Origin of the sequence: Pseudonocardia hydrocarbonoxydans (assembly GCF_006539565.1) — a bacterium.
Taxonomy (GTDB): domain Bacteria; phylum Actinomycetota; class Actinomycetes; order Mycobacteriales; family Pseudonocardiaceae; genus Pseudonocardia; species Pseudonocardia hydrocarbonoxydans.
Window position 1 is genome coordinate 58,284 of record NZ_BJNG01000036.1, and the last position, 25,354, is coordinate 83,637.

The window sequence follows — 25,354 nt, forward strand, 5'->3', positions numbered from 1 at the left end:
CGCCGAACGGCCCGGGGCGCGCGACCCGGGGTGTCCCCCGGTCGCGCGCCCGTGCGGCTACAGGCCGAGGTCGGCCTCGAACGCGCCCTCCTCGAGCCGTGCCTTGACCGCCGAGACGAACCGCCCGGCGTCGGCGCCGTCGACCAGGCGGTGGTCGTAGGTCAGCGGCAGGTAGCACACCGAGCGGACGGCGATCACGTCGTCGCCGTCGGCGCCGGTGACGACCATCGGCTGCTTGGTGATCACGCCGGTGCCCAGGATGGCGACCTGGGGCTGGTTGATGATCGGCGTGTCGAACAGCGCACCGGCGCTGCCGATGTTGGTGATGGTGAAGGTGCCGCCGGAGAGCTCGTCGGGGCCGATCTTGTTGTCGCGGGTGCGCGCCGCGACGTCGGCGATCCGGCGGGCCAGGCCCGCGATGTTGAGGTCCTCGGCGTTCTTGATGACCGGGACGAGCAGGCCACGCGGGGTGTCGACGGCGATCGCGAGGTGCACGTTGCCGTGGTAGGTCACCTCGTTGGTCTCGTCATTGATCGACGCGTTGACCTGCGGGAACGCCTTCAGGGCCTCGACGACGGCCTTCGCGAAGAACGGCAGGTAGGTGAGCTTGACGCCCTCGCGGCGCTCGAACTCCGCCTTCGCCCGCGCCCGCAGCTTCGCGATGCGCGTGACGTCGACCTCCTGCACCGTGGTGAGCTGCGCGGAGACCCGCAGCGACTCGGTCATCCGCTGGGCGATGACCTGGCGCAGCCGGGGCAGCTTCACCGTGGTGCCCGGCTCCGGGGCGCCCTTCGCCGGCCGGGGGATCGACCGGGGTGCGGCGGCCTGCGGCGCCGCGGGGGCGGACGCGGCGGCGGGGGCCGCGGCGGGCTCCGGGGTGGGCTCCGGCGCGGCGGCCTCGGCCGCGGCCAGCACGTCCTGCTTGCGGATGCGCCCGCCGACTCCGGAGCCGGTGATCGTCGACAGGTCGACGCCGTGCTCGGCGGCCAGCTTGCGGACCAGCGGGGTGACGTACGGGGCGCCCGTCGGGGCGTCGGCGGCCCCGTCGGACTCCGGCCGGGACGGCTGCTCGGCGGCGACGTCGGCGCGCTCGGCCTTCTCCTGAGCCTTCGGGGCGGGCTCGGGCGCCTTCTCCTGCGCCTTCGGGGCCGGCTCCGGCTCCGGCTCCTTCTCCTTCTCCGGCTCCGGCTCCTTCTCCGGGGCCGGCTCCTCCTCGGCCTGCGCCGCCGACCCGTCACCGATGACGGCGAGCTGCCCGCCGACCTCGACGGTCTCGTCCTCGCCCGCGGTGATCTCCAGCAGCGTGCCGGCGACGGGGGAGGGGATCTCGGTGTCGACCTTGTCGGTGGAGACCTCGAGCAACGGCTCGTCGACCTCGACGGAGTCGCCGACCTCCTTGAGCCAGCGCGTGACGGTGCCCTCGGTGACGCTCTCGCCCAGCTCGGGCATGGTGATCGCGGTGCCGGAACCGGTGCTCTTCGTGGCGGCCTGCGGCGCCGGCTCCTCCTGCGCGGGGGCGGGCTCCTCGGCGGGGGCCTCCTCCCGCGGTGCCTCCTCCTGCGCGGGCTCCTCCTCGGCGGCGGGCTCCGCGGGCTCGTCGCCCCCGGAGGCGCCGGAGTCGCCGGACTCCTCGCCGTCGCCGATCACGGCCAGCTCGCCGCCGACCTCGACCGTCTCGTCCTCCCCCGCGACGATGCGCTGCAGCACCCCGGCGGCGGGCGAGGGGATCTCGGTGTCGACCTTGTCGGTGGAGACCTCGAGCAACGGCTCGTCGACCTCGACCCGGTCACCCTCCTGCTTGAGCCAACGGGTGACGGTGCCCTCGGTGACGCTCTCACCGAGCGCGGGCATCTGGACGGAGAACGCCATGGCTCTCGGGGCTCCTTACTTCTACGCGGATCGGGGGAGCGGTCAGGAGTGGCTGTGCAGCGGCTTGCCGGCCAGCGCCAGGAACGCTTCGCCGAACGCCTCGTTCTGGGTGGGGTGGGCGTGGATCAGCGCGGCGACGTCCTCGGCCTGGGCGTCCCAGTTGTAGACCAGCTGGGCCTCGCCGATCAGCTCGCCGACCCGCGCGCCGACCATGTGGATGCCGACGACCGGGCCCTCGGTGCCCTTCGCGCCGGTCTTGACCAGCTTGATCGCGCCCTGGGTCTGCAGGATCTGGGACTTGCCGTTGCCGGCGAGGTCGTAGGTGAGCGTCTCGATCTCGCCGTAGCGCTCCTTGGCCTCGGCCTCGGTGAGACCGACCGACGCCACCTCGGGCTCGCAGTAGGTGACGCGCGGGATGCCCTTCTCGTCGATGACCGGCGGGTTGAGCCCGGCCAGGTCCTCGGCGAGGAAGACGCCCTGGGCGAAGCCGCGGTGCGCGAGCTGCAGGCCCGGGACGATGTCGCCGAGCGCGTAGACGTTCTCCAGGTTGGTGCGCAGCCGCTCGTCGACGAGGACGAACCCGCGCTCCATGTTGACGCCCGCCTCCTCGTAACCGGCGTTGGCGGTGTTGGGGCCGCGGCCGATGGCGACCAGCAGCAGGTCGGCCTCGATCTCCTCGCCCGACTCGAGCGACACGGTGACGGCGTCGTCGGTCTGCGTGGCGCCGGTGAACTTGACCCCGGTCTTGAAGGTGATCTTGCGCTTGCGGAACGCGCGCTCCAGGCCCTTGGACGCGAACTCGTCCTCGTTGGGCACCAGGTGCGGCAGCGCCTCGACGATCGTGACGTCGGCACCGAAGCTCTTGAACACGCTGGCGAACTCGACGCCGATCACGCCGCCGCCCAGGACGACGACCCGCTTCGGGGCCTCGTCGAGGTGGATCGCCTCGTAGGAGGTGACGATGCGGCCGCCGATGTCGAGCCCGGGCAGCGAGCGCGCGTAGCTGCCGGTGGCGAGCACCACCTTCTCGCCGACGTACCGGTCGTCGCCGACGACGACGGCGTTCGGTCCCTCGAAGCGGCCGGTGCCGTCGACCAGGGTGATCTTGCGGGACTTCACGAGCCCCTGCAGCCCCTTGTACAGCTTGGCGATCACGCCGTCCTTGTAGGAGTTCACGCCGGCCATGTCGATGCCGTCGAACGTGCTCCGCACACCGATCTTCTCGCCCTCGCGGGCGGCGTCGGCGACCTCGGCCGCGTGCAGCAGGGCCTTGGTCGGGATGCAGCCGTAGTGCAGGCAGGTGCCGCCGAGCTTGTCCTTCTCGATCAGCACGACCGACATCCCCAGCTCCGCAGCGCGCAGCGCGCAGGCGTATCCACCCGATCCGCCGCCGAGGATCACCAGGTCCGCGTTGTGCTCGGGCACGTGAGAACTCCCTATCGAGGTCGATCCGCAGGATCGTGAACAGTGGCATGTGCCGCCTGCGGCCATCCTGTCATCCGGCGGGCCATCGTGTGAGGCCTGGTCCGTTCGGGAGAAAATCACCACCCCGGCGCGTTGGCACGGGGACAGGGGGTGGGCCGGATGGGTCTGTTGGACAGGTGGCGGGGCCGGCGTCGGGGCACGACGCGCACGGGTGGTCGCGAGGACGAGGCGCACCTGCGGGAGTGGTTCGCCGCGCACGACGGGGTCGAGGCGTTCGTGGAGCCGCGCACCGCCGTCACCGAGACCACGATGCTCATGGTCGACAAGGACGGGCGCTGGACGCGCCGCCGCGTCACCGGCCCGGACGCGGCGCGCAAGCTCGCCCGCTCGCTGAAGATGCCGGTGTACGACGTGCAGCTCGTCGGCTACCCGCAGCGCATGCGCGACCACGACGCCCGCCAGAAGATCCTGCGCGAACGCGCCCGCCGCGACGGGCTCTGAGCGCCCGGAGCGGTCAGCCGTTCTCGGCGATGTCGGTGAGCAGCGCCCACAGGGTGCGGACGGGGACGCCGGTGCCGCCCTTGGCGGTGTAGCCGTAGGGACCGCCGGTGTGGAAGCTCGGGCCGGCGATGTCGATGTGCGCCCAGGGCAGGCCCTCGGGCACGAACTCCGCGAGGAACACCCCGGCGGCGAGCATGCCGCCCCAGCGGGCGGCGGTGACGTTCGCGATGTCGGCGACGCGGGAGTCGAGATCGGCGCGCAGGTGCGCGGGCAGCGGCATGGCCCAGCCGCCCTCGCCGGTGGCCTGCGCGTGCCCGGCGATGCGGTCGCGCAGCTCCTCGGTGCCCATGACGCCCGCGGTGCGGGTGCCCAGCGCCACCATCTGCGCGCCGGTCAGCGTCGAGGTCTCCACCAGGTAGTCCGGCTCGTCCTGCGCCGCGCGGACGATCGCGTCGGCCAGGATCAGCCGGCCCTCGGCGTCGGTGTTGAGCACCTCGACGGTCTTGCCGCCGTACATCCGCAGCACGTCGCCGGGGCGGTAGGCGGTGTCGCTGGGCATGTTCTCCGCCATCGGGACGGTCGCGGTGACCGCGACGGGCAGCTCCAGCTGCGCGGCCAGCACCGTGGTGGCGACGACGGCGGCCGCACCGCCCATGTCGGAGGTCATCTGGTCCATGTTCGCGGCCGGCTTGATCGAGATGCCGCCGGTGTCGAACGTGATGCCCTTGCCGACCAGCGCGACCCGCTTGCGCGGGGCGGAGCCGCCCGACCAGCTCAGCCGCACCAGCCGCGGCTTGCGCGACGAACCCTGGCCCACCCCGGTGACGCCGCCGTACCCGCCCTCCGCGAGCGCGACGTCGTCGAGCACCTCGACCTCGACGCCCGCGGCGCTCGCCAGGTCGGCGGCGCGCTGTGCGAACGACTCGGGGTAGAGGTCGTTGGGCGGGGTGTTCACCAGGTCGCGGGCCACGGTGACGGCGGTGGCGACGGCGGTGGCGACGCGCAGCGCCTCGGCCGCGCCGGTATCGGTGTCGGCGGGAAGCACGTCGACCCGGCCGACCGGGGCCGACGCGCCGTCACCGGAGCGGTAGGCGGTGAAGGCGTAGGCACCCAGCAGGGTGCCCTCGGCGGCCGCGGCGAGGTCGATGCGGCCCAGCGTCGACAGGGCGTGCCCGGTGCCGGACAGGGCGCGGGCCGCCGCACCCGAGGCGTTGCGCACGGCGGCCGCGTCGGCCTCGCCCGACCCGAGCCCGACGGCCAGCAGCAGCGGCGCCGTGATCGCGCCGCGGGTCGGGATCCGGACGACCTCCTCGGCCTTCCCGGTGGCGCCCGCGACGGCGAGCAGCCCGGCCAGGTCCCCGTCGAAGGCGGTGTCGATCTCGGCGGCGCCCGGGGCGAGGACGGGTGCCCCGTCGAGAGCCGACACGCCGATCACGACGGCGTCGACGGTGGCGGCGGCGGGGTCGCCGCTGCCGAGCTGCAGTTCGGTGGGCACGGTGTTCCTCTCGACGGACGGCCGGGGTGAGACCGCTTCGAGATGCTAATGACACCGCCGCGCCCGACCGATGGGCAGGGGCGGATGACAGGGTGTCGCGGTGTCAGAGAGCGTGCAGAGACGACTGGGGACCGCCGACGCGGTGGTCCTCGGGCTCGCGGCGATGCTGGGCACGGGCGTCTTCGCGGTGTGGGGCCCGGCCGCGGCCGCGGCGGGCCCGTGGCTGCTGGTCGCCGTCGTCCTCGCCGGGACGGTGGCGGCCTGCAACGCGGCGTCCACCGCCGACCTCGCCGTCGCGCACCCCGAGAGCGGCGGCGGGTACGTCTACGGGCGCGAGCGCATCGCACCCGGCGCCGGGCGGCTCGCCGGGGTCGCGTTCCTGGCCGGGAAGACGTCCTCGGCGGCCGCGGCGGCCGGGGTGTTCGGCAGCTACGTGCTGCCCTCGCAGCCGGTGGCGGCGGCGGTCGTCGTCATCGTGGCGGTCACCGCGCTGAACCTCGCCGGCGTGCGCTGGACGGCGCGCGGGGCGTACGCGCTGGTCGGGGGCACCCTCGCGGTGCTGCTGCTGGTGGTCGTGAGCGGGCTGCTCGGGGCGGGGGAGAGCGTCACGCCCGCGGCGGTGCCGACCACGGAGGCGCCCGGGCCGGTGGCGGGCGGACCGCTCGGGGTCTTCACCGCGGCCGGGCTGCTGTTCTTCGCCTTCGCCGGCTACGCCCGGATCGCCACGCTGGGCGAGGAGGTCCGCGACCCCTCCCGCACGCTGCGCCGGGCGATCGAGGTGGCGCTGGCCATCGCCATGGCCACCTACCTGCTGGTCGGCGTCGCGCTGATCGTCGGGCTGGGGATCGACCGGCTGGCCACCGAGACCGCCCCGCTGGTCACCCTCGTCGACACCGGGCCCTCCCCGTCGCTGGGGGTGCTCGTGCGCGTCGGGGCCGCCGTCGCGGCCGGGTCGGCGCTGCTGTCGGTGCTGGTCGGGGTGAGCCGCACGGGCCTGGCGATGGCCCGGCGCGGCGAGCTGCCGGGCGCGCTCGCCGTCGTCGGCCGGCGCGGCACGCCGTGGCGCGCCGACCTCGCGGGCGGGGCGGTCGCGGTCGTCATCGCCCTGCTCGCCGGGCCGGCCGCGGCCATCGCGCTGTCGGCGTGCTCGGTGCTCGTCTACTACGCGGTGATCAACCTCGCGGCCCTGCGGCTGCCGCCGGAGCAGCGGCGCTGGCCGATGTGGACCTCGTGGGCCGGGTTCGTGCTCTGCCTGGCCCTCGCGGTGCTGCTCCCGGTGGTGCAGGTGGCGATCACGGCGCTCGTGCTGGTGGCCGGGTGGACGCTGGTCACCCTGCTCCGGGACCCCGGTCCACCGGGGTAGCGTCCCGGCCGTGGACGATCTCCTCACCAGCCCGCTGCACGACCGCCACCTCGCACTCGGGGCCACCCTCGGGGCGTTCGGCGGGTGGTCGATGCCGCTGTCCTACCCCGGCGGCACGGTCGCCGAGCACACCGCGGTGCGCGAGGCGGTCGGCGTGTTCGACGTCAGCCACCTCGGCAAGCTGGCGATCACCGGCCCGGGCGCGGCCGACCTCGTCAACCGGGTCTTCACCGCCGACCTCGGGCGGATCGCGCCGGGGCAGGCGCAGTACACGCTGTGCTGCACCCCCGGCGGCGGGGTCGTCGACGACGTGATCGTCTACCTGGTCGGGCCGGACGAGGTGCTCGCCGTGCCGAACGCCGCCAACGCCGCGGCGGTGGCGGAGATCCTGCGGGCGGAGGCCCCGGACGGCGTCACCGTCACCGACCGCCACCGCGACCTGGCCGTGCTCGCCGTCCAGGGCCCGCGCGTCGCCGACGTCCTGCCCGACGTGCCGGAGCTGGACTACATGGCCTTCGCCGACGTCGACGGCATCCGGGTGTGCCGCACCGGCTACACCGGGGAGCGGGGCTACGAGCTGCTGGTCCCGGCCGGCGACGCCGGTCCGGTGTGGGACCGCCTCGTCGCCGCGGGCGCCCACCCGGCCGGCCTCGCCGCCCGGGACACCCTGCGCACCGAGATGGGCTACCCGCTGCACGGCCAGGACCTCTCGGTGGACATCACCCCCGTGCAGGCGGGCAGCGGCTGGGCCGTCGGCTGGGACAAGGCGGCCTTCCGGGGCAAGGACGCGCTGGTCGCGGAGAAGGCGGCCGGCCCGGTCCGCAGGCTGCGCGGGCTGCGCGCCACCGGGCGGGGCGTGCCGCGGGCCGGGATGGACGTGCTGGTCGACGGCACGCGCGTCGGCGTCACCACCTCCGGCACGTTCTCGCCCACGCTGAGGTGCGGGATCGCGCTCGCGCTGATCGACACCGCGGCCGGTGTGGGGCTCGAGGACACCGTCGCCGTCGACGTCCGCGGGCGGGCCCTGGAATGCACCGTCGTGAAGCCCCCGTTCGTCGCGTCACACGTGCGCTGACTCTTGCTACCGTCTCGGCCATGACCGAGTTCTCCCGCACCCCCCACCCCTCCCCGGTGCCGGAGGACCGGCGCGCCGCGATCGTCGCCGACCCCGGTTTCGGGCGGTACTTCACCGACCACATGGTGACGATCCCGTGGAACGCGGAGCAGGGCTGGCACACCCCGTCGGTCGTGCCCTACGGCCCGCTGCTGCTCGACCCGGCGTCGATGGTGCTGCACTACGGGCAGGAGATCTTCGAGGGGCTCAAGGCCTACCAGCAGCCCGACGGCTCGGTCGCCTCCTTCCGCCCCGACGCCAACGCCGCGCGCTTCCGCTCGTCGGCGGCGCGGCTGGCGATGGCGGAGCTGCCCGACGAGCTGTTCCTCGCCTCGCTCACCGAGCTGCTCACCGTCGACCGGGCCTGGGTGCCGCCCGCGGGCGGCGAGGAGTCGGTGTACCTGCGGCCGTTCATGCTGGCCACCGAGGTCGGGCTGGGTGTCCGCCCGTCCGCGGAGTACCTCTACGTCCTCATCGCCTCGCCCGCGGGCGCCTACTTCCCCGGCGGCGTCCAGCCCGTCGACGTGTGGCTGTGCACCGACTACACCCGTGCCGCGCTCGGCGGCACCGGCACCGCGAAGTGCGGCGGCAACTACGCCGCCTCGCTGCTCCCGCAGGCCCAGGCCTCCGCGCACGGGTGCGCGCAGGTCGCCTACCTCGACGCCGCCGAGCACCGGTGGGTCGAGGAGATGGGCGGCATGAACCTGTTCTACGTCTTCGGGTCGGGGGAGTCGGTCGAGGTCGTCACCCCGGAGCTGAGCGGCTCGATCCTGCCCGGCATCACCCGCGACTCGCTGCTGGTGCTGGCCAAGGAGCTGGGCTGCCAGGTCACCGAGCGCCGGATCTCCGCCGACGAGTGGCTCGCCGGCTGTGCCTCCGGGGCGATCAGCGAGGTGTTCGCGTGCGGCACGGCGGCGGTGATCACGCCGGTCGGGACGGTCAAGCACAACGACGGCGAGGTCGTCGTCGGCGGCGGGGAGCCCGGCCCGATCACGATGCGCCTGCGCGACCTGCTCACCCGGATCCAGCGCGGCACCGCCCCCGACACCCACAGCTGGATGCACACGCTGGTCCGGTAGCCCGCTCAGGGCACCGTCGAGAGCACCACCAGGGCCGCGGTCGCGGCCAGCTCGCCCGCCGCGCCCAGGACGTCGCCGGTCATGCCGCCGAAGCGGCGGGCGGTGTGCCACGACAGCAGGGCCACCAGCGCCGCGCCCAGCGCGACGGCCACCACCCCGCGGGCGCCGGCCACCGCGAAGCCGGCCCCGGCCAGGGCCGTCCACCACAGCCCCGGCACCCACGGGGGCTGCGAGCCGGCGACCGTCGCGCCCAGGCCGCCGGGGCGCGCGGCCGGCACGCCACGGCGGCACACCCAGCCGAACCCGGCCCGGCCCGCCGCGCAGGCCAGCGCCACCGACCCGATCACGGCGGGCGCGCTCCACGGGCCCGCCGCGAGCGCGGCCAGCGCCGCCGCCTGCACCCCGACCACGACGAGCAGCGCCACCACCCCGAACGGGCCCGCCCCGCCGTCGCGCATCACGGCCAGCGCCCGCTCCGGCGGGCCGTAGCAGCCCAGGCCGTCGGCGGTGTCGGCCAGGCCGTCGAGGTGCATGCCGCGGGTCGCCAGCGCGAGGAGGCCGACGGCCAGCAGCCCCGCCACCGCCGGGGGGACACCGAGCGCCGCCAGCCCGACCAGCGCGCCACCCGCCGCGGCCCCGAGCAGGCCGCCGACCACCGGCGCCCAGCGGATCGCGCCCGCCGCGGTGCGGGCGTCGGGCGCCCCGGTGCGGACCGGCAGGACCGTCAGCCAGCTCAGGGCGAGGGCGAGCGAGCTCACCCGGTGGCGGCGAGCTCGGTCTCGGCCAGGACCCGCGCCGACATCTGCAGCAGCGGCAGGACGGCGACCGCGCCGGTGCCGTCGCCGGTGCGCAGGCCGAGGTCGACCAGCGGCGGCAGGCTCAGGTGCGTGGACACCAGCTCCATCCCGGGCTCGGTCGACCGCTGCGCGATCCGCCACCAGGCCCGGGCGCCGCGGGACAGGTCGTCGGCGATCATCGCGGCGGTGCCGGCCACCAGGCCGTCGACGAGCACCGGGGTGCGGCGCACGGCACCCTGCACGAGCATCCCGGCGAGCGCGGCCAGGTCGGCGCCCCCGGCGACGCGCAGCAGCGCCATGGGGTCGCGGACGTGCGGGCGGGCGCGGCGCAGGGCGTCGCGGACGGCGGCGGTCTTGCGCATCCAGCCCTGGTCGTCGATGCCGCTGCCCCGGCCGACGACGGCCACCGGCTCGGCCCCGGACAGCGCGCTGACCAGCGTGGACGCCGCCGTGGTCGCCCCCACGCCCAGCGACGCCGGGATCAGCAGGTCGGCCCCGCCGTCCACCTCCTCGTCGACGACGGCCCGCCCGGCCGCGAACGCGCGCTCGGTCTCCTCGGCGGTGAGCGCGTCCTCCCGGTCGATGCGACCGGATCCGCGGCGGACGTGGTGCGGGTCGGTGGACTCGTGGTCGAGCCCGACGTCGACGATCCGGATCGACGCCCCGCTCACCGGCGCCAGCACCGACACCGGGGCGGTGTGCTCGCGCACCGCGCGGACCTGCTCGAGCGTGGCGGAGCCGGGGTGGCGGGAGACCCCGCCCGCGGCGATCCCGTGGTCGGCGGCGACGACGACGACCCGGGCCCGCCCGGGCGGCAGCGGCGGGCAGGTGCCCTGCACCGCGGCCAGCCAGCAGCCCAGCTCGGCGAGGCGGCCCAGGCCGTCGAGCGGCACGGCGAGCTCGGCGATCCGGGCCGCCGCCGCGCGCTGGGCCTGGGCGTCGGGCGGGGTGATCGCGGGGATGTCCACGGGAACTTCCTATCGGTCGGGGTCGGCGGGGCGCGGGGCGGGGTGGCTACTTCAGCCGCAGCGTCAACCCCGCCACGAGCAGCACGACCTCGTCGGCGACCGCGGCCAGCGCGGCGTTCAGGGCGCCCAGCTCGTCGCGGAACACCCGGCCCGAGCGGGTGGCCGGCACGACCCCCAGCCCGACCTCCGCCGACACCAGCACCACCCGCCCCGGGGCCGCGGCGACGGCGTCGACCAGCTCGGCCACCCGGGCGCCGACCCCCGCCGGGACCGTGGGGGCGTCCCAGGCCCCGGTGTCGTCGAGCACGCCGGTGACCCAGGTGCCCAGGTCGTCGACGAGCAGCGGCCCGCCCCCGGCCCGGACGAGCGCGGCGACGTCGGGGGACTCGACGGTCTCCCAGGCGGCCGGGCGGCGGGCGCGGTGGGCGTCGAGCCGGGCGTCCCACTCGGCGTCGCCGGGGCGGCGCGCGGCGGTGGCCAGGTAGCGGACCGCGGCGTCGGCAGGCAGCAGCGACTCCGCGTACCCGGACTTGCCCGACCGCGTGCCACCGAGCACCAGCGTGATCACCGGTGCACGATAGGCCCGTGGCATTCCGGTGGAGGTACCTGGACGCGCAGGCGTCGCCCGTCGACGGTCCCGACGAGGTGTTCGACGACCAGGCGGAGGCCGAGTCGTGGTTCTCCGACGTCTGGCCCGAGCTGCGCTCCGCGGGCGTCGACGCCGTGGTGCTGCTCGACGGCGACGACGAGGTCTACGGCCCGATGAGCCTGCAGGACGGCACCTGAGGTCAGGGGTTCGCGCCCCGCTGCACCCGCGGCTTCGGGATGCGCAGGCGGCGCAGCTGGGAGGCGCGGGTGAAGGCGTACCAGCCGGTGCCCAGCCCGCCGATCTTCGCGTCCGGGAACTTCTTGCGCGCCTTCGCGGTGATCGACGCCCCGAGGAAGATGCCCTCGATGATCATCGTGGTGAGCGCGATGAGGCTGAACAGGCTCAGGTAGGACTGCACCTGCGGCATCGGGATCAGCAGCGAGAGCACCACCACGATCGCCAGCGGCATGAACAGGCCCATGAGGTGCGGCCGCGAGTCGACGACGTCGCGGACGTAGGCCTTGACCGGCCCGCGGTCGCGCGGCATCAGGAACTTCTCGTCGCCCGCGGCCATCCGCTCGCGGCGCTCCATCGCCTCGGCGCGGCGGACTGACCGGTCCGGCCGGTTGGCCCTGGCGAGCTTGGAGGCCTCGCGCTGGGTGCGCGGCGGGGGCGGCGCGGGGCCGCGGCGCTTCGTCTCGGCCTCGCGCCGCTTGGGCGTGGGCCGGCCCTTGCCCCCGACCCGCACCGTCTCCGGGCCGTCGGCGGACGCGTCGGTGGCGGCCTCGGTGGGGGGCTCGGTGGCGGGCTTGGAGCGCAGGAACCTCACGGGAAACAGAGTACGGCCCGCTAGGGTTCCCGTCGTGCGGGTGGTCGTGGCTCCGGATTCCTTCGGCGGGACGTTGAGTGCCACGGCGGCCGCGGAGGCGGTCGCGGAGGGCTGGCGCCGCTCCGCCCCCGGTGACGTGCTCACGCTCCTCCCGCTCGCCGACGGCGGCACCGGCTTCGTCGACGTCCTGCACACCGCCCGCGGCGGCACCTGGCACGAGCGCACCGTCACCGGCCCCCTCGGCGCGCCCGTCGCGGCCCGCTGGCTCGAGCTCGGCGGGGTGGCGTACGTGGAGTCGGCCGCGGCCTGCGGGCTGCACCTGGTGGCCGGGCGCACCCCCCACACCGCCCGGCGCGCGAGCACGCGCGGGGTCGGCGAGCTGATCGCCGACGCCCGCGACGCCGGCGTCACCGAGGTCGTCGTGGGGCTGGGCGGGTCGGCCACCACCGACGGGGGAGCGGGGATGCTGGCCGCGCTGGGCGCCGTCGCCGTGGACGCGGCGGGGCGGCCGCTGCCCGACGGCGCCCCGTCCGGCGCCGCAGGGCTCGCCGCGGCGCCCGACCTGGGCGGGGTCCGGCTGGTCGCGGCGGCCGACGTCGACAACCCGCTGCTCGGGCCGCACGGGGCCGCCGCGGTGTTCGGGCCGCAGAAGGGCGCGGACGAGGCCGCGGTCGCCGAGCTCGACGCGGCGCTGGCCGCGTTCGCCGACCTGCTGCCCCGCGAGGTGCGCGACGACCCGGGCGCGGGCGCCGCGGGCGGGCTCGGGGCCGCGTTGCTGGCGCTGGGCGCGCGACGGGTCTCGGGCGCGGGCCTGGTGCGCGAGCTGGTCGGCCTCGACGCCGCCCTCGACGCCGCCGACCTGGCGGTCACCGGGGAGGGCAGCTTCGACTGGCAGTCGCTGCGCGGCAAGCTCGTCACCACCGTGGCGCGCGGTGCGGCGGACCGGGGGATCCCGTGCCTGGTGCTGGCCGGTCAGGTGTCGGTGGGCCGCCGCGAGGCGGGCGCGGCCGGCGTCGACTCCGCGTACTCGGTGGCCGACGACGCGGGCGGCGTCGCGGCGTCGCTCGCCGATCCGGCCGGCACGCTGGCCGCCCTGGCCGCGCGCGTGGCGGCGCGCTGGAGCCGGTGATCGCCGTCACCGGGCCCGATCCGTCACCCGGTGGGCCTACACTGGAATGCGCACCGCATCGTTCGTTGTTGGGAGAGCCATGACCGTCGAGAACACCGTCACGACCGACACGGCCGCCGAGAGCGAGACGCACGGCGTCGAGCTCAGCGACGCCGCCGCGTTGAAGGCCCGTCTCCTGCTCGAGCAGGAGGGTCGCGACGACATGCACCTGCGCATCGCCGTCCAGCCCGGGGGCTGCGCAGGCCTGCGCTACCAGCTCTTCTTCGACGACCGCTCGCTCGACGGCGACCTGTTCCGGGACTACGACGGCCTCAAGGTCGGCGTCGACCGGATGAGCGCGCCGTACCTGCAGGGCGCCGTCATCGACTTCGTCGACACCATCGAGAAGCAGGGGTTCACGATCGACAACCCCAACGCGGGCGGCTCGTGCGCCTGCGGCGACTCGTTCAACTGAGTCCTGCGCCACCCGGACCCCGGTCGCCGTGCGCGACCGGGGTTCGCGCGTTCCGGGGAGGGTAGGGTCCCCTCCCGTGCCCATCGCCGTGACCGGATCCATCGCCACCGACCACCTCATGCACTTCCCGGGGCGGTTCGCCGACCAGATGGTCGTCGACCAGCTCGACCGGATGTCGCTGAGCTTCCTGGTCGACGAGCTCGTCATCAAGAAGGGCGGCTCGGCGGGCAACATCGCGTTCGGGCTGGGCGTGCTGGGCCAGTCCCCGCTGCTCGTCGGGGCCGTCGGGGGCGACTTCGCCGAGTACCGCGAGTGGCTGGAGCGCCACGGCGTCGACTGCTCGGCGATCCGGGTCTTCGACGACGTGCACACCGCGCGGTTCGTCTGCACCACCGATGACGACATGCGCCAGATCGGCTCGTTCTACACCGGCGCGATGGCCCGGTCCGGGGAGATCCACCTCACCGAGTTCGCCGACCGCGCCGAACTGGTGCTGATCGGCGCCAGCGACCCCGGCGCGATGGTGCAGCTCACCGGCGAGTGCCGCGAGGCGGGCATGCCGTTCGCCGCCGACGTCTCCCAGCAGGTCGCCCGGATGGACGGCGACGGCATCCGCCGGCTCGTCGAGGGCGCCCGCTACCTGATGACCAACGACTACGAGTGGGAGCTGCTCCAGCAGAAGACCGGCTGGACCGAGGAGCAGGTCGCCGAGCGCGTCGACATCCGGATCACCACCCTGGGCGAGCACGGCGTGCAGATCTCGGGCCGCGAGGTCGGCGAGCTCAAGGTCGGCGTCGTGCCCGAGACCGGCAAGGTCGACCCCACCGGCGTCGGCGACGCCTTCCGCGCCGGCTTCCTCGCGGCCACCGCGGGCGGGCTGTCGCTGGAGCGCGCGGCGCAGCTCGGCTCGCTGATCGCGGTGCTGGTGCTCGAGCACGACGGCGGCCAGGAGTGGCCGTGGGACCGCGCGCAGGGCCTGGAGCGCCTGCGCGACGCCTACGGCCCCGACGCCGCGGCCGACATCGAAACGGTCCTTCCGGCGTAACCGAGCGGGTGGTCCCGGCTGGCAGGATGCCCCGCATGCCGGATCACCGTCCCCAGACGATCGCCTATCCCGCCACCGGCGCCCGGCCCTACGGGCCCGGGTCCGAGCTCATCGCCCCCCACGTCGTCGTGCTCTTCGGGGCGACGGGCGACCTCGCCCGCCGCAAGCTGCTGCCGGGCCTCACCCACCTCGCTGCCTCCGCGCTGGCCCCGTCGATCCGGGTGGTCGGGTCGTCGCTGGAGGATCTGGACGACGAGGCGTTCCGTGCGTTCGCCCGCGAGGCCGTATTCGGGTTCGGCATCCACAAACCCACGGCCGAGCAGTGGGACGCCTTCGCGGCGAACCTGCGCTACGTGCCGGTGACGGCGGGCCCCGAGGCGCTGGCCGAGGCCGTCGCCGCCGCCGAGTCCGAGCTGGACGAGGGGTCGCTGCGGCTGCACTACCTCAGCGTGCCCCCGAAGGCGGCGCTCGACGTCATCACGATGCTCGACCAGGCCAAGCTGGTGGAGCGCTCGCGGGTGGTGATGGAGAAGCCGTTCGGCACCGACCTGGCCAGCGCCGTCGCGCTCAACGACGAGGTGCACGAGACCTTCGCCGAGTCCCAGATCTTCCGGATCGACCACTTCCTGGGCAAGGAGGCGGCGCAGAACATCCTCGCGCTGCGCTTCGCCAACGGGCTCTTCGAGCCGATCTGGAACCGCAACTTCATCGACCACGTCCAGATCGACGTCCCCGAGACCCTCGGCCTCGACGAGCGCGCGAACTTCTACGAGTCGACCGGCGCGTACAAGGACATGGTGGTCACGCACCTGTTCCAGGTGATGGCGTTCGTCGCGATGGAGCCGCCCACCGCGTTGGAGCCGCGGCCGATCAGCGAGGAGAAGAACAAGGTCTTCCGCTCGCTGCTGCCGGTCCTGCCCGCGCACGTGGTGCGGGGGCAGTTCACCGGCTACCGGGAGCTGCCCGGCGTCGCCCGCGACTCCGACACCGAGACCTTCATCGCCCTGCGCGCCCAGCTGGACAACTGGCGTTGGGCGGGCGTGCCGTTCTACCTGCGCACCGGCAAGAAGATGGCGCAGGGCCAGCGGATCATCTCGATCGCGTTCAAGGAGGCGCCGCGCACGATGTTCCCGGCCAACTCCGGCGTGGGCGCCTCCGGGCCCGACCACCTGACGTTCGACCTGGCCGACGAGTCGAAGGTCTCGCTGTCCTACTACGGCAAGCGGCCCGGCCCGGGGATGAAGCTCGACAAGCTCTCCATGCAGTTCTCCTCGCAGGAGGGCGAGCACTCCGGCGACACGCTGGAGGCTTACGAACGGCTCATCCTCGATGCCATGCGCGGGGACCACACCCTGTTCACCACCGCCGACGGCATCGAGAGCCTTTGGGAGCGCTCCCAGCCGATGCTCGACGACCCGCCCCCGGTGCGGCCCTACGGCGAGGGGAGCTGGGGGCCGAACGCGATCCACCAGCTCATCACCCCGCACGCCTGGCGGCTGCCGTTCGAGCGGGTGTGGCGGGAGAAGCTCAAGGCCTAGCCACCTAGATCCGGACGGGGTGCACCGGCTCGACGATGTCGGGCCGGATCCGGCCCTCCACGAAGATCCCGTGCCAGATCAGGAACACGAGCAGCGTCCACACCCGGCGGCTGTGGTCGACCGGGCCGTCGCGGTGGGCGTCGACGAGGCGCTGGACGGCGCGCAGGTCGAGGAGGTGGTCGGCCTGCGAGTCGCGGACGACCTCGCACGCCCACGGGTACATCTCGTCGCGCAGCCAATGCCGGATGGGCACCGGGAAGCCCAGCTTCCTACGGTGGAGCACGTGCGGGGGCACGATCCCCGACAGCGCGCGGCGCAGCGCGTACTTCGTGGTGCCGCCCGCGAGCTTGGCCGAGCGCGGCAGCTCGCGGGCCACCTCGAACACCTCGGGGTCCAGGAACGGCACCCGCAGCTCCAGCGAGTTGGCCATCGTCATCTTGTCGGCCTTGACCAGGATGTCGCCGCGCAGCCAGGTGAACAGGTCGACGTGCTGCATCCGCGAGACGGGGTCCCAGTGCCGGGACGCCAGGTAGTGCGCCTCGGTGATGTCGGTGTGCGAGCGTCGGGGGTCGTAGCGGCGCAGCACCCCGGCGAGCTGGTCGTCGCGGAAGATGCGGGCGTTGCCGTAGTAGCGCTGCTCCAGCGGGATCGCGCCGCGCCGCATGAGGTCCTTGCCGCGCAGGCCCTCCGGCAACCGCACCGAGGTGCGCCCCAGCAGCCGGCGCACCGAGCCGGGCACGCGCTCGAAGGCGGCCAGCGAGGCGGGCTCGCGGTAGATCGTGTAGCCGCCGAACAGCTCGTCGGCGCCCTCCCCGGACAGCACGACCTTCACGTGCTCGCGCGCTTCCCGCGCGACGAACCACAGCGGCACCAGCGCGGGGTCGGCCACGGGGTCGTCGAGGTACCAGACGATCGAGGGCAGCGCGGCCGCCATCTCGTCCGGCTTGACGGTGCGCACGACGTGCCGCACGCCGATCGTCTCCGCCGTCTCGGCCGCGACGTCGACCTCGGAGTAGCCCGACCGCTCGAACCCCGCCGTGAACGTGATCAGGTCCGGGTTGTGCTCCTTGGCGAGCACCGCGATCGCGGTGGAGTCGATGCCCCCGGACAGGAACGCGCCCACCGTCACGTCGGCGCGCATGTGCGTGGCCACCGACCCGCGCAGGACCTCGACGATGCGGGCGTGCAGGGCGGGCCCGGTGGGGCCGCGGCCGGTGAACACGGGGGTGAAGTAGCGCTCGTGCTCCACCTCGCCGCCCGGGCGGACCGTGACGTGGGTCCCCGACTCCACCCGCCGCACCCCGCGGTGCATCGTGGCGGGCTCGGGCACGTACTGCATCGTCAGGTAGTGCTGCAGCGCGACCGTGTCGACGTCGGCGGCGATCCCGTCCGTCTGCGGCAGCCCGAGCGCCGGGGCCAGCTCCAGCAGGCTCTTCTTCTCGCTGGAGAACGCGATGCCGGCCGGACCGGAGGCGAGGTAGAGCGGCTTGATGCCGAACGGGTCGCGCGCCCCGAACAGCACGCGCTCGCGGGCGTCCCAGATGAGGAAGGCGAACATGCCGCGCAGGCGGCGCACGACGTCGGGGCCCCAGTGGTGGTAGGCCGCGACCACCGCCTCGGTGTCACCCTCGGTGGCGAACACCGCGCCGTGCTCGGCGGCGAGCTCCGCGCGCAGCTCCGGGTAGTTGTAGACCTCGCCGTTGAAGACGATCGTGTACCGGCCGTCGGCGAAGTGCAGGGGCTGGCGGGAGTGCTCGATGTCGATGATGGACAGACGGTTGAAGCCGAACGCGACGTCGGCGTCGTGCCAGGTGCCGCTCTCGTCGGGCCCGCGGTGCCGGGCGCAGGCCATCGCGGCGCCCACCGCGCCGACCCGGTCCGGGGCCGCGGAGTCGGCGGTCAGGAGCCCCAGCAGTCCGCACACAGCGAGTCAGTATGCCGACGCCGACGCCGCGCACCCGGGCGACGCACCCGACAGGCGCGCGGGGACTTCGCTCGGCTAGTCTCTACGCGCGGTCGAAGGACGTCCTGCACTGAGCAAAAAGGGGAGGCGGCGCGCAGTGGGCCGAGCACACCACGGAGCGCACCCGGGCCGGGCGCGGGCGGTCAAGCTCGCCCTACTGGCTGCGCTGATCGTGCCGCTGACCGCCGGATGTTCGGTACAGGACGTCATCCGTTTCGGATGGCCCGCCGGTGTCACGCCACAGGCCGACGCGATGCGCGAGCTGTGGACCTGGTCGGCGATCGCCGCACTGGTCGTCGGCGCCGTCACATGGGGCGCGATGTTCTGGGCGGTGGCGTTCCACCGCAAGAAGAAGGGCGACGACGACACGCCGCCGCGGCAGACGCAGTACAACCTGCCCGTCGAGATCGCGTTCACCGTGATCCCGACGATCATCGTGGCCGTGCTGTTCGGGTTCACCGTCAGCGTGCAGAACTACGTCGACGTCGACAACCCGGACCCCGACCTCGCCATCGACATCCGCGGGTTCCAGTGGAACTGGGAGTTCACCTACCCCGACTCGCAGGGCCCCGACGGCGAGCCGGTGAGCACGCTGGGCGACAGCGCGACGATCCCGCTGCTGGTGCTGCCGACCGAGGCGAGCATCGAGTTCACGCAGGCGTCGAGCGACGTCATCCACAGCTTCTACGTGCCGGAATTCCTGTTCAAGCGCGACGTGTTCCCGATGCCGGAGAAGAACAACCAGGACAACGTCTGGCAGATCGACCGCATCGACCAGCAGGGCACGTTCGTCGGCCGCTGCGCCGAGCTGTGCGGCGCGTACCACTCGCAGATGAACTTCGAGGTCCGTGCCCTGCCCCAAGAGCTGTTCGACCGGTGGTTGACGCTGCGGGGCCAGGTCAACCCGGCCACCGGCGAGGGCTACACCGCGGGCGAGGCGCTGGGCGAGCTCGGCTGCGGCGTCGACTGCGAACCGGCTGCCACCACCACCTTCCCCTTCAACACCGATCGGGCCGCGCGCGAGGCGTCCGGCGCGGTCGCGGCCGGGAACTGAGACAGGGAAGAGGGGGAACCGGACATGAAGGTCGAGTCGCGACTCTTCGAGATCGTCACCGTCACCGTCTTCATCCTCGGCATCATCTACGCGGTGCTGGCGCAGGAGCCGGTCGGCGTCGCCGGGCTGTTCCTCACCGGCGGTCTGACGCTGATCATCGGCACCTACTTCCGGTTCGTCTCGCGCCGGCTGGAGGAGCGCCCCGAGGACAACCCGTTCGCCGAGGTCTCCGACGGAGCCGGTGACGTCGGATTCTTCTCACCCGGCAGCTACTGGCCGATCACGGTGGCCGCGTGCGCCGCGCTCGTCGGCATCTCGCTGGCGTTCTTCTACGTCTGGGCGCTGGTCATCGCCGGGATCATGCTGCTGATGGCCGTCGGCGGCCTGGTGTTCGAGTACCACATCCGCCCGGCCGACCACTAGGTCCCGTCCGCCAGGCGGTCGTACCAGGCTCCGTCGGTGTACGTGCCGTCGCCGAGCAGCGCGTTCGCTCGGTGCCGGCCGACCAGGGTGAACCCGGCCCGCTCGGCGACCTGCCGGCTGGCGTCGTTGCTCCACGCCGCCCCGAGTCGCAGCCTCCGCCGGCCCAGCCCGCCGTCGGCCACCGGGCGGAAGGCGTGGTCGACGGCCAGCCGCACCGCTTCGGTGACCACGCCGCGGCCCCGGGCGTCGGGGTGGGCCCAGTAGCCGACCTCCCCGCCCGCCGGGTCGGTCCCACCGGTCATGGCGAAGACCGCCACGTTGGCCAGCAGCCGGTCGTCGGTACGGTCGGCGACGGCCCAGGTGACGGCCCGCCCGAGCGACTCGGCGAGCCGCCGCCCGCGGACGAACTCCCGCACCGAGGCCGCCGTGTACGGGTGGGGCAGGCCGGTGAGGTACCTCCGGGTGCGCGGGTCGGAGCAGGCCTCGACGATGCGGGCCACGTCGGCGTCGGTGTGGGCCCGCAGCCGGACGCCGTCCCCGTCGAGAACCGGGACCGGCCACCACGTCGTGCGCGGGCGCGGGTCGTCGCCGGGGCGCAGGGAGGCGAACCATCCGTCGCGCAGGCCGTCGCGGTAGGGGATCGACAGCGGCCGCTCCCCGTGGAAGGTGAAGCCGCACGCGTGGGCGACCCGCCACGAGGCGAGGTGGCCCGCGTGGGCCCACCAGTGGACGACGGGCAGGCCCCGGTCGAACGCCCAGCGCGTCGCCAGCCGGACCGCACGGGTCATCGTGCCCTGGCCGCGGGCCCAGGGGGCCAGGACGTAGCCGATCTCGGGCACCGGCCCGAGGTGGACGTCCAGGCTGCCGGCGAAGCGGCCGCCGCACTCGACCGCCCACCGGTAGGCGGTGCCGTCGCGCCACGACGCGGCGACGGAGACGACCCGCTCCTCGGCGTCGGCGCGGCCGTAGGACGGCGGGATGGTCGTCCAGCGCGTCGACTCCGGGTCGGCCGCTGCCGCGACCATGTCGTCGACGTCGGCGGCCCGGGGTGCCCGCAGCGTGACGACGCCGTCGGAGAGCTCGTGCGCGGTCATCGGCCCAGGGTGCCGGGCCGCCCGCCGGGTCCGCGAGCGGGTTGCGCGGGTGCCGGCACCGGTCTCGCGCACCCTCCGGCCGTCCGCGCACGCCCGGCCGTGCGCGAACGGCCACGGGGTGCGCGAACGGCTTCCGGATGTGCGAACGGCGGCGGGCGGGTCAGGTGCGGGCGGCCCGGCCCAGCGCCTGCCGCGCGATGATCACCTGCTGGATCTGGCTGGTGCCCTCGTAGATCCGGAACAGCCGGGCGTCGCGGTAGAAGCGCTCGGCCGCGACGCCGCGGATGTACCCGGCGCCACCGTGCACCTGCACCGCACGGTCGGCCACCCGGCCCACCATCTCCGAGCAGAAGTACTTCGCGGCCGACGGGCCCTGCACGGTGTCGGTGCCCGCGTCGTAGGCGCGCGCGACGTCGAGGATCAGGGCGCGGCCGGCGTAGTGGTCGGTCACCGAGTCGGCGATCAGCCCCTGGACCAGCTGGAACGACGCGATCGGCTTCCCGCCCTGCTCGCGCGTCCGGGCGAACTCGACGGACTCGTGCACCAGCCGCGCCGCCATGCCGACGCACAGCGCCGCGATGTGCGCCCGCCCGTGCGCGAGGCACCGGGCCGCGGTCCGGAAGCCGACGTCGAGCCCGTCCTCGCCGCCGACGAGCGCCTCGGCCGGGACGCGGACGTCGTCGAGGAACACATCCGAGGTCCAGGTGCCCATCTGGCCCATCTTGTGGTCGCGCGGGCCGCAGGACAGGCCCGGGGTGCCGGCCGGCACGAGGAACGTGGAGATCCCGCGGTTGCCGGCCGCGTCGGGGTTGGTCCGCGCGAACACCATGACGACGTCGGCGACGATCGCGTTGGTGATGTAGCGCTTGGAGCCGTTCAGCACCCAGCCCGTGCCGTCGCGGCGGGCGGTGGTGGTCAGCGTCGAGGGGTCGGATCCGGCGTCGGCCTCGGTGAGCCCGAACGCCGCCGTCACCTCGCCCGAGGCCAGCCGGGGCAGCCACGACCGCTTCTGCTCCTCGGTGCCGCCCTGGATCAGCACCTGGCCGGCGATGCCGTTGTTGGTGCCGAACAGCGAGCGCAGCGCCGGGGTCGTCCAGCCCAGCTCGAACGCCAGCTGCGCCTCCTCGTGCATGGTCAGGCCCAGGCCGCCGTAGGCCTCCGGGATGGCGAAGCCGTAGAGCCCCATGTCCTTGCAGGCGGCGATCACGGACGCGGGGATCTCGTCGTCGCGGTCGATCTGCTCCTCGATCGGCACCACCTCGTTGCGCACGAAGGTGCGCACGGCGGCGAGCACGTCGGCCAGGTCAGCAGCGTCCATCCGCGCAACCTACCGGCCGGTACCGCCCGCCGTCAGATGACGCCGTCGGGGCGCAGGGCGGCCAGCTCGGCGTCGGGGACCCCGAGCTCCCGCAGCACCGCGTCGGTGTGCTCGCCCAGTGCGGGGACCGGGTCGAGGCGCTCGCCCAGGGGCGGGAGCAGGGCCGGGACCGGCCCGCCCGGGGTGTCGACCTCGCCCCAGCGCCCTCGGGCGGCCAGGTGCGGGTGCGCCAGCACGTCGGTGGTGGTGTTGTGGCGGGAGTTGCCGATGCCGGCGGCGTCGGCAGCGGCCTGGATCGTGGCCAGGTCGGTGCGGGCGCACCAGTCGGCCACCAGCGCGTCGAGCTCCGCGCGGTGCGCGACGCGGCCCGCGCCGGTGGCGTAGCGGGGGTCGTCGGCGAGGTCGGGGCGGTCGAGCAGGTCGCGGGCCAGGCGTCGCCACTCGGCGTCGTTGGTGGTGCCGAGCACGACGGTGTGCCCGTCGGCGGTGGGAAACGCGCCGTACGGGACGACGGCGGGCGAGCCCATCCCGCGCGGCTGCTGCTCCACGCCGGTGTGCCGGGTGTAGGTGAGCGGGTAGGTCATCAGCTCGGTCATCACGTCGAACATGGCGACGTGCGTGGACCCGCCCGCCCCGCCGCCCGCCCGGCGTCCGAACAGCCCGGCCAGCACGGCGATCGCGGCGTAGAGGCCGCTGGAGGTGTCGGCGACGGGTGGCCCGGCCTTCGCGGGCGCGCCCGGCGTGCCGGTGACCGAGCACGCCCCCGCCTCGGCCTGCACCAGCAGGTCGTAGGCGCGCTTGCCCGACAGCGGCCCGCCCGGCCCGTACCCGGAGATCTCCACGCCGACGACGTACGGGTGCCGCCGCGCCAGCTCGTCGGGCCCGATGCCCAGCCGCCCGGTCGCCCCGGGCGCGAGGTTGGTGACCAGGGCGTCGGCGCGGTCGAGCAGGCGGTGCAGCAGGTCGACCCCGCGCGGGTCCTTGAGGTCGAGGGTGACCGACTCCTTGCCCCGGTTGACCCACACGAAGTGCGCGGCCGAGCCGCGCACCACGTCGTCGTAGTGCCGGGCGAAGTCGCCCCCGCGCGGGTTCTCGACCTTGATCACGCGCGCGCCGAGGTCGCCGAGGGTGCGGCTGGCCAGCGGGGCGGACACGGCCTGCTCCAGCGCGACGACGGTGATCCCGGCCAGCGGTCCAGTCACCCGACCGACGGTAGCGGCTACGCCGGTGCGGCCTTCCCGCCGGTCGGCGTGACCGCGAACCAGGTGCCCTCCGCGCCGTGCTGCCCGGTGTCGGAGAGGCCGCCGGTGTCGTCGCGGTGGCGGTAGAGCGGCCATCCGGCGAGGGTGAGCTGGTCGCCCTCCGCGCGGGGCAGCCGCCCGACCAGCGCCTCGTCGACGCCCAGCAGCTCCGGCTCCGCGTCGCCGGTCACGACCAGCGGGATCCAGGTGTCGGTGCACCCGCCGGTGCAGGCCGAGGCGGGCGGGTCGGCGCTGTCGGCGTCGGAGCGGTAGAGCAGGTGGCCCTGCGCGTCGGTGGCGACGACGCCCAGCGGGCCGCTCTGCACGGCGTAGAGCCCGACGCCCTCGGCGTGCCCGGAGTGGGCCGCGGGCGGCGGGGGAGCGGGGGCGGGGGCGGCACCGCACGCCGTCAGCGCGAGCAGCCCGGCGACCGCCAGGGAACGGGACAGGTGTGTGGGGAGCACGCTTCGCATCCTCCCCGCGGCCCGGCCCCGTCGGCCCCGGGGTGCCGCGGTTGCTCCGACCGGCCTATTCCCGTGATCGGTACCGTGGCGGGGTGGCCGCACCGCAGGAGCCGGACGACATCCGGGCGTCGGACCAGGACCGTCACCGCGTCGCCGAGCAGCTGCACGCGGCGGCGGCCGACGGCCGGATCACCCTCGACGAGCTGGGCGAGCGGCTGGGCACCCTGTACTCCGCCCGCACCTACGGCGAGCTCGCCCCGCTCACCCGCGACCTGCCGGTGGAGGTCGTCGGACGGCCGGTGCCGGAGGTCGCGCCCGGCGACGCCGAGGGTCCGTCGGTGTCGGTCGCGGTCCTGAGCGGGTGCGACCGCACCGGGCAGTGGGTCGTCCCCCCGCGGCACACCGCGGTGGCGGTCCTGGGCGGCGTGCGGCTCGACCTGCGGCACGCCCGGTTCTCCGGCCGGGACACCACGATCACCGCCGTCGCGATCCTCGGCGGCATCGAGATCACGGTGCCCGACCACCTCGACGTCGTCGTCGACGGGTTCGGCCTGCTGGGCGGGTTCGCCGGGCACAGCACCGGCTCCGGGTCCGGCGGGCCACGGGTGCGGATCACCGGCCTCGCGCTGCTGGGGGGCGTCGACGTCAAGCGGGCGACGCCGGAGATCGGGCCGGGGGGCAAGGAGCTCCCATCATGATCACCACGTGCGGTGCAGGACGGTCACGGACGGTCGGTGTGCACCGCACGTGGTGATCATGATGGTGGGGGGCTGCCCGAACTCACCTGTTCGGGTGTCCGGGTCGTCACCGTCCGTGTGATGTGGCGGGCCGGGGTGCCGGGGGAGGCTCTGCGGTGTGCCGCACCCGCCCGCCCCGCCCCGCCGGCGCGGGGGACGCCACCGCCGCCGGTCCGCACCGCTGCCGCTCGTGCGGGCGGCGTTCGGGGCGCTCGTGCTGGCCGTGGTCGTCGGCGGGGTGCCGGCGGCCGGACCGGCCGGGATCGTCCCGGGTTCGGTCCCGGTGGTCGCGCAGCCGCCCGACCGTCCCGACCGGGTGGCGGAGGTCGCCGGCGTCGCGGTGCAGGCGGCACTGGCGCAGCTCGGCCTGCCCTACGAGTGGGGCGGTGACGGGCCGGCCGCGGGCGACGCCGGTTTCGACTGCTCCGGGCTCACCCGCCATGCCTACGCCGTGGCCGGTGTCGCGCTGCCGCGCACGGCCCACACCCAGTTCTACGCCGGGCCCGGGGTGCCCGACGGGATGCCGCTGCAGCCCGGTGACCTGGTGTTCTACGGGACCCCCGCCCGCGTGTACCACGTCGGGCTCTACCTGGGCGACGGCGCGATGGTCAACGCGCCGTCGCGGGGGCGACCGGTGCAGGTGGCCCGCCACCGCTATCCCGGCGACGCGTACCTGGGCGCCACCCGGCCCGCCGCGCTCGGTGACCCCGCGCTCGTCCCGCCGCGCCCGGCGCCCGCCCCCGCACCCGTCCCGCTGCCCGAGGTGTTCGACGCCCCGCCCGCCCCGCTGCCGGACGGGCTGCGCGACGGGCCGGGCGACGGGCCGGGCGACGGGCCGGGCGACGAGGTGCGCGCCGCCGGTCCG

Annotated in this window: 24 protein-coding genes and 1 pseudogene; 13 read left to right on the top strand and 12 right to left on the bottom strand. The window is 74.8% G+C overall.

Annotation, left to right across the window (positions count from 1 at the left end; genetic code table 11):
• Positions 1-57 precede the first annotated feature (57 nt).
• Together sucB and lpdA are read right to left on the bottom strand one after the other, a co-directional pair.
• Positions 58-1,869: a 2-oxoglutarate dehydrogenase, E2 component, dihydrolipoamide succinyltransferase gene (gene sucB / locus PHY01_RS19565; protein WP_141280479.1), complete on the bottom strand. Its 1,812-nt coding sequence runs from the start codon at positions 1,867-1,869 to the stop codon at positions 58-60.
• 42 nt (positions 1,870-1,911) lie between these two features.
• Entirely contained in the window at positions 1,912-3,294 is a 1,383-nt protein-coding gene (gene lpdA, locus PHY01_RS19570) for a dihydrolipoyl dehydrogenase (RefSeq protein WP_141280480.1), read from the bottom strand.
• A gap of 159 nt (positions 3,295-3,453) precedes the next feature.
• Here lpdA and PHY01_RS19575 point away from each other — a divergent pair, with 159 nt between their 5' ends.
• Entirely contained in the window at positions 3,454-3,795 is a 342-nt protein-coding gene (locus tag PHY01_RS19575; RefSeq protein WP_141280481.1) for an oxidoreductase, read from the top strand.
• 13 nt (positions 3,796-3,808) lie between these two features.
• On the opposite strand, the gene PHY01_RS19580 is transcribed toward PHY01_RS19575, so the two are convergent.
• Positions 3,809-5,290: a leucyl aminopeptidase gene (locus PHY01_RS19580; protein ID WP_141280482.1), complete on the bottom strand. Its 1,482-nt coding sequence runs from the start codon at positions 5,288-5,290 to the stop codon at positions 3,809-3,811.
• A gap of 100 nt (positions 5,291-5,390) precedes the next feature.
• Here PHY01_RS19580 and PHY01_RS19585 point away from each other — a divergent pair, with 100 nt between their 5' ends.
• From PHY01_RS19585 to PHY01_RS19595, 3 genes are read left to right on the top strand one after another with little or no spacing between them, the layout of a single operon-like run.
• Positions 5,391-6,653 carry an APC family permease gene (locus tag PHY01_RS19585; protein ID WP_141280483.1) on the top strand — a complete coding sequence of 421 codons (1,263 nt, stop codon included), beginning with the start codon at positions 5,391-5,393 and terminating at the stop codon, positions 6,651-6,653.
• Positions 6,654-6,663: 10 nt separating this feature from the next.
• Entirely contained in the window at positions 6,664-7,728 is a 1,065-nt protein-coding gene (gene gcvT / locus PHY01_RS19590) for a glycine cleavage system aminomethyltransferase GcvT (protein ID WP_141280484.1), read from the top strand.
• 20 nt (positions 7,729-7,748) lie between these two features.
• Positions 7,749-8,846: a branched-chain amino acid aminotransferase gene (locus PHY01_RS19595; RefSeq protein WP_141280485.1), complete on the top strand. Its 1,098-nt coding sequence runs from the start codon at positions 7,749-7,751 to the stop codon at positions 8,844-8,846.
• Between the two features lie 5 nt (positions 8,847-8,851).
• Here PHY01_RS19595 and PHY01_RS19600 read toward each other — a convergent pair whose 3' ends face one another.
• The 3 genes from PHY01_RS19600 to PHY01_RS19610 are packed head-to-tail and all read right to left on the bottom strand — an operon-like array spanning position 8,852 to position 11,179.
• A complete protein-coding gene (locus PHY01_RS19600; protein ID WP_141280486.1) occupies positions 8,852-9,604 on the bottom strand; it encodes an adenosylcobinamide-GDP ribazoletransferase in 753 nt (250 codons plus the stop codon).
• Positions 9,601-10,611, bottom strand: coding sequence for a nicotinate-nucleotide--dimethylbenzimidazole phosphoribosyltransferase (locus PHY01_RS19605; protein ID WP_141280487.1), 1,011 nt, complete (start codon positions 10,609-10,611; stop codon positions 9,601-9,603). The genes PHY01_RS19600 and PHY01_RS19605 overlap by 4 nt, the downstream gene beginning before the upstream one ends.
• Before the next feature lie 46 nt (positions 10,612-10,657).
• Positions 10,658-11,179, bottom strand: coding sequence for a bifunctional adenosylcobinamide kinase/adenosylcobinamide-phosphate guanylyltransferase (locus tag PHY01_RS19610; protein ID WP_246086016.1), 522 nt, complete (start codon positions 11,177-11,179; stop codon positions 10,658-10,660).
• Positions 11,180-11,196: 17 nt separating this feature from the next.
• Between PHY01_RS19610 and PHY01_RS19615 the strand changes: the two genes are divergently transcribed.
• Positions 11,197-11,397 (top strand): hypothetical protein, encoded by a 201-nt coding sequence (locus PHY01_RS19615; RefSeq protein ID WP_141280489.1) that lies wholly within the window; start codon positions 11,197-11,199, stop codon positions 11,395-11,397.
• Positions 11,398-11,399: 2 nt separating this feature from the next.
• On the opposite strand, the gene PHY01_RS19620 is transcribed toward PHY01_RS19615, so the two are convergent.
• A complete protein-coding gene (locus PHY01_RS19620; protein ID WP_141280491.1) occupies positions 11,400-12,029 on the bottom strand; it encodes a DUF3043 domain-containing protein in 630 nt (209 codons plus the stop codon).
• Between the two features lie 34 nt (positions 12,030-12,063).
• On the opposite strand from PHY01_RS19620, the gene PHY01_RS19625 reads away from it, so the two are divergent.
• The 4 genes from PHY01_RS19625 (at position 12,064) to zwf (ending at position 16,195) form a co-directional block, all read left to right on the top strand.
• Positions 12,064-13,158: a glycerate kinase family protein gene (locus PHY01_RS19625; RefSeq protein WP_141280494.1), complete on the top strand. Its 1,095-nt coding sequence runs from the start codon at positions 12,064-12,066 to the stop codon at positions 13,156-13,158.
• A gap of 79 nt (positions 13,159-13,237) precedes the next feature.
• A complete protein-coding gene (locus tag PHY01_RS19630) occupies positions 13,238-13,612 on the top strand; it encodes a HesB/IscA family protein (protein ID WP_141280496.1) in 375 nt (124 codons plus the stop codon).
• Between the two features lie 118 nt (positions 13,613-13,730).
• Complete coding sequence (locus tag PHY01_RS19635; protein ID WP_218030250.1) at positions 13,731-14,657, top strand: carbohydrate kinase family protein; 927 nt, start codon at positions 13,731-13,733, stop codon at positions 14,655-14,657.
• 35 nt (positions 14,658-14,692) lie between these two features.
• Positions 14,693-16,195 (top strand): glucose-6-phosphate dehydrogenase, encoded by a 1,503-nt coding sequence (gene zwf / locus PHY01_RS19640; RefSeq protein ID WP_174824139.1) that lies wholly within the window; start codon positions 14,693-14,695, stop codon positions 16,193-16,195.
• A 4-nt stretch (positions 16,196-16,199) separates the two neighbouring features.
• Here zwf and asnB read toward each other — a convergent pair whose 3' ends face one another.
• A complete protein-coding gene (gene asnB / locus PHY01_RS19645; protein WP_141280500.1) occupies positions 16,200-18,119 on the bottom strand; it encodes an asparagine synthase (glutamine-hydrolyzing) in 1,920 nt (639 codons plus the stop codon).
• Positions 18,120-18,255: 136 nt separating this feature from the next.
• On the opposite strand from asnB, the gene ctaC reads away from it, so the two are divergent.
• Entirely contained in the window at positions 18,256-19,212 is a 957-nt protein-coding gene (ctaC, locus tag PHY01_RS19650; RefSeq protein WP_141280502.1) for an aa3-type cytochrome oxidase subunit II, read from the top strand.
• Positions 19,213-19,236: 24 nt separating this feature from the next.
• Entirely contained in the window at positions 19,237-19,635 is a 399-nt protein-coding gene (locus tag PHY01_RS19655) for a cytochrome c oxidase subunit 4 (protein WP_141280504.1), read from the top strand.
• Here the strand turns inward: PHY01_RS19655 and PHY01_RS19660 are convergent.
• The 4 genes from PHY01_RS19660 to PHY01_RS19675 all read right to left on the bottom strand — a co-directional run bounded on the left by PHY01_RS19660 (position 19,632) and on the right by PHY01_RS19675 (position 23,752).
• Positions 19,632-20,729 (bottom strand): GNAT family N-acetyltransferase, encoded by a 1,098-nt coding sequence (locus PHY01_RS19660; RefSeq protein ID WP_141280506.1) that lies wholly within the window; start codon positions 20,727-20,729, stop codon positions 19,632-19,634. The genes PHY01_RS19655 and PHY01_RS19660 overlap by 4 nt on opposite strands.
• A 160-nt stretch (positions 20,730-20,889) precedes the next feature.
• Positions 20,890-22,047, bottom strand: a complete 1,158-nt coding sequence (locus PHY01_RS19665) for an acyl-CoA dehydrogenase family protein (RefSeq protein WP_141280508.1) — start codon at positions 22,045-22,047, stop codon at positions 20,890-20,892.
• Between the two features lie 32 nt (positions 22,048-22,079).
• Positions 22,080-23,249: a CaiB/BaiF CoA transferase family protein gene (locus tag PHY01_RS19670; protein ID WP_218030234.1), complete on the bottom strand. Its 1,170-nt coding sequence runs from the start codon at positions 23,247-23,249 to the stop codon at positions 22,080-22,082.
• 17 nt (positions 23,250-23,266) lie between these two features.
• Positions 23,267-23,752 carry a hypothetical protein gene (locus tag PHY01_RS19675; RefSeq protein WP_246086017.1) on the bottom strand — a complete coding sequence of 162 codons (486 nt, stop codon included), beginning with the start codon at positions 23,750-23,752 and terminating at the stop codon, positions 23,267-23,269.
• A 92-nt stretch (positions 23,753-23,844) separates the two neighbouring features.
• Between PHY01_RS19675 and PHY01_RS19680 the strand changes: the two genes are divergently transcribed.
• Positions 23,845-24,450, top strand: a complete 606-nt coding sequence (locus PHY01_RS19680; RefSeq protein WP_141280515.1) for a DUF1707 SHOCT-like domain-containing protein — start codon at positions 23,845-23,847, stop codon at positions 24,448-24,450.
• A gap of 394 nt (positions 24,451-24,844) precedes the next feature.
• Positions 24,845-25,183: pseudogene (locus PHY01_RS28385) on the top strand (C40 family peptidase); the annotation flags it as partial.
• Positions 25,184-25,354: the final 171 nt, after the last annotated feature.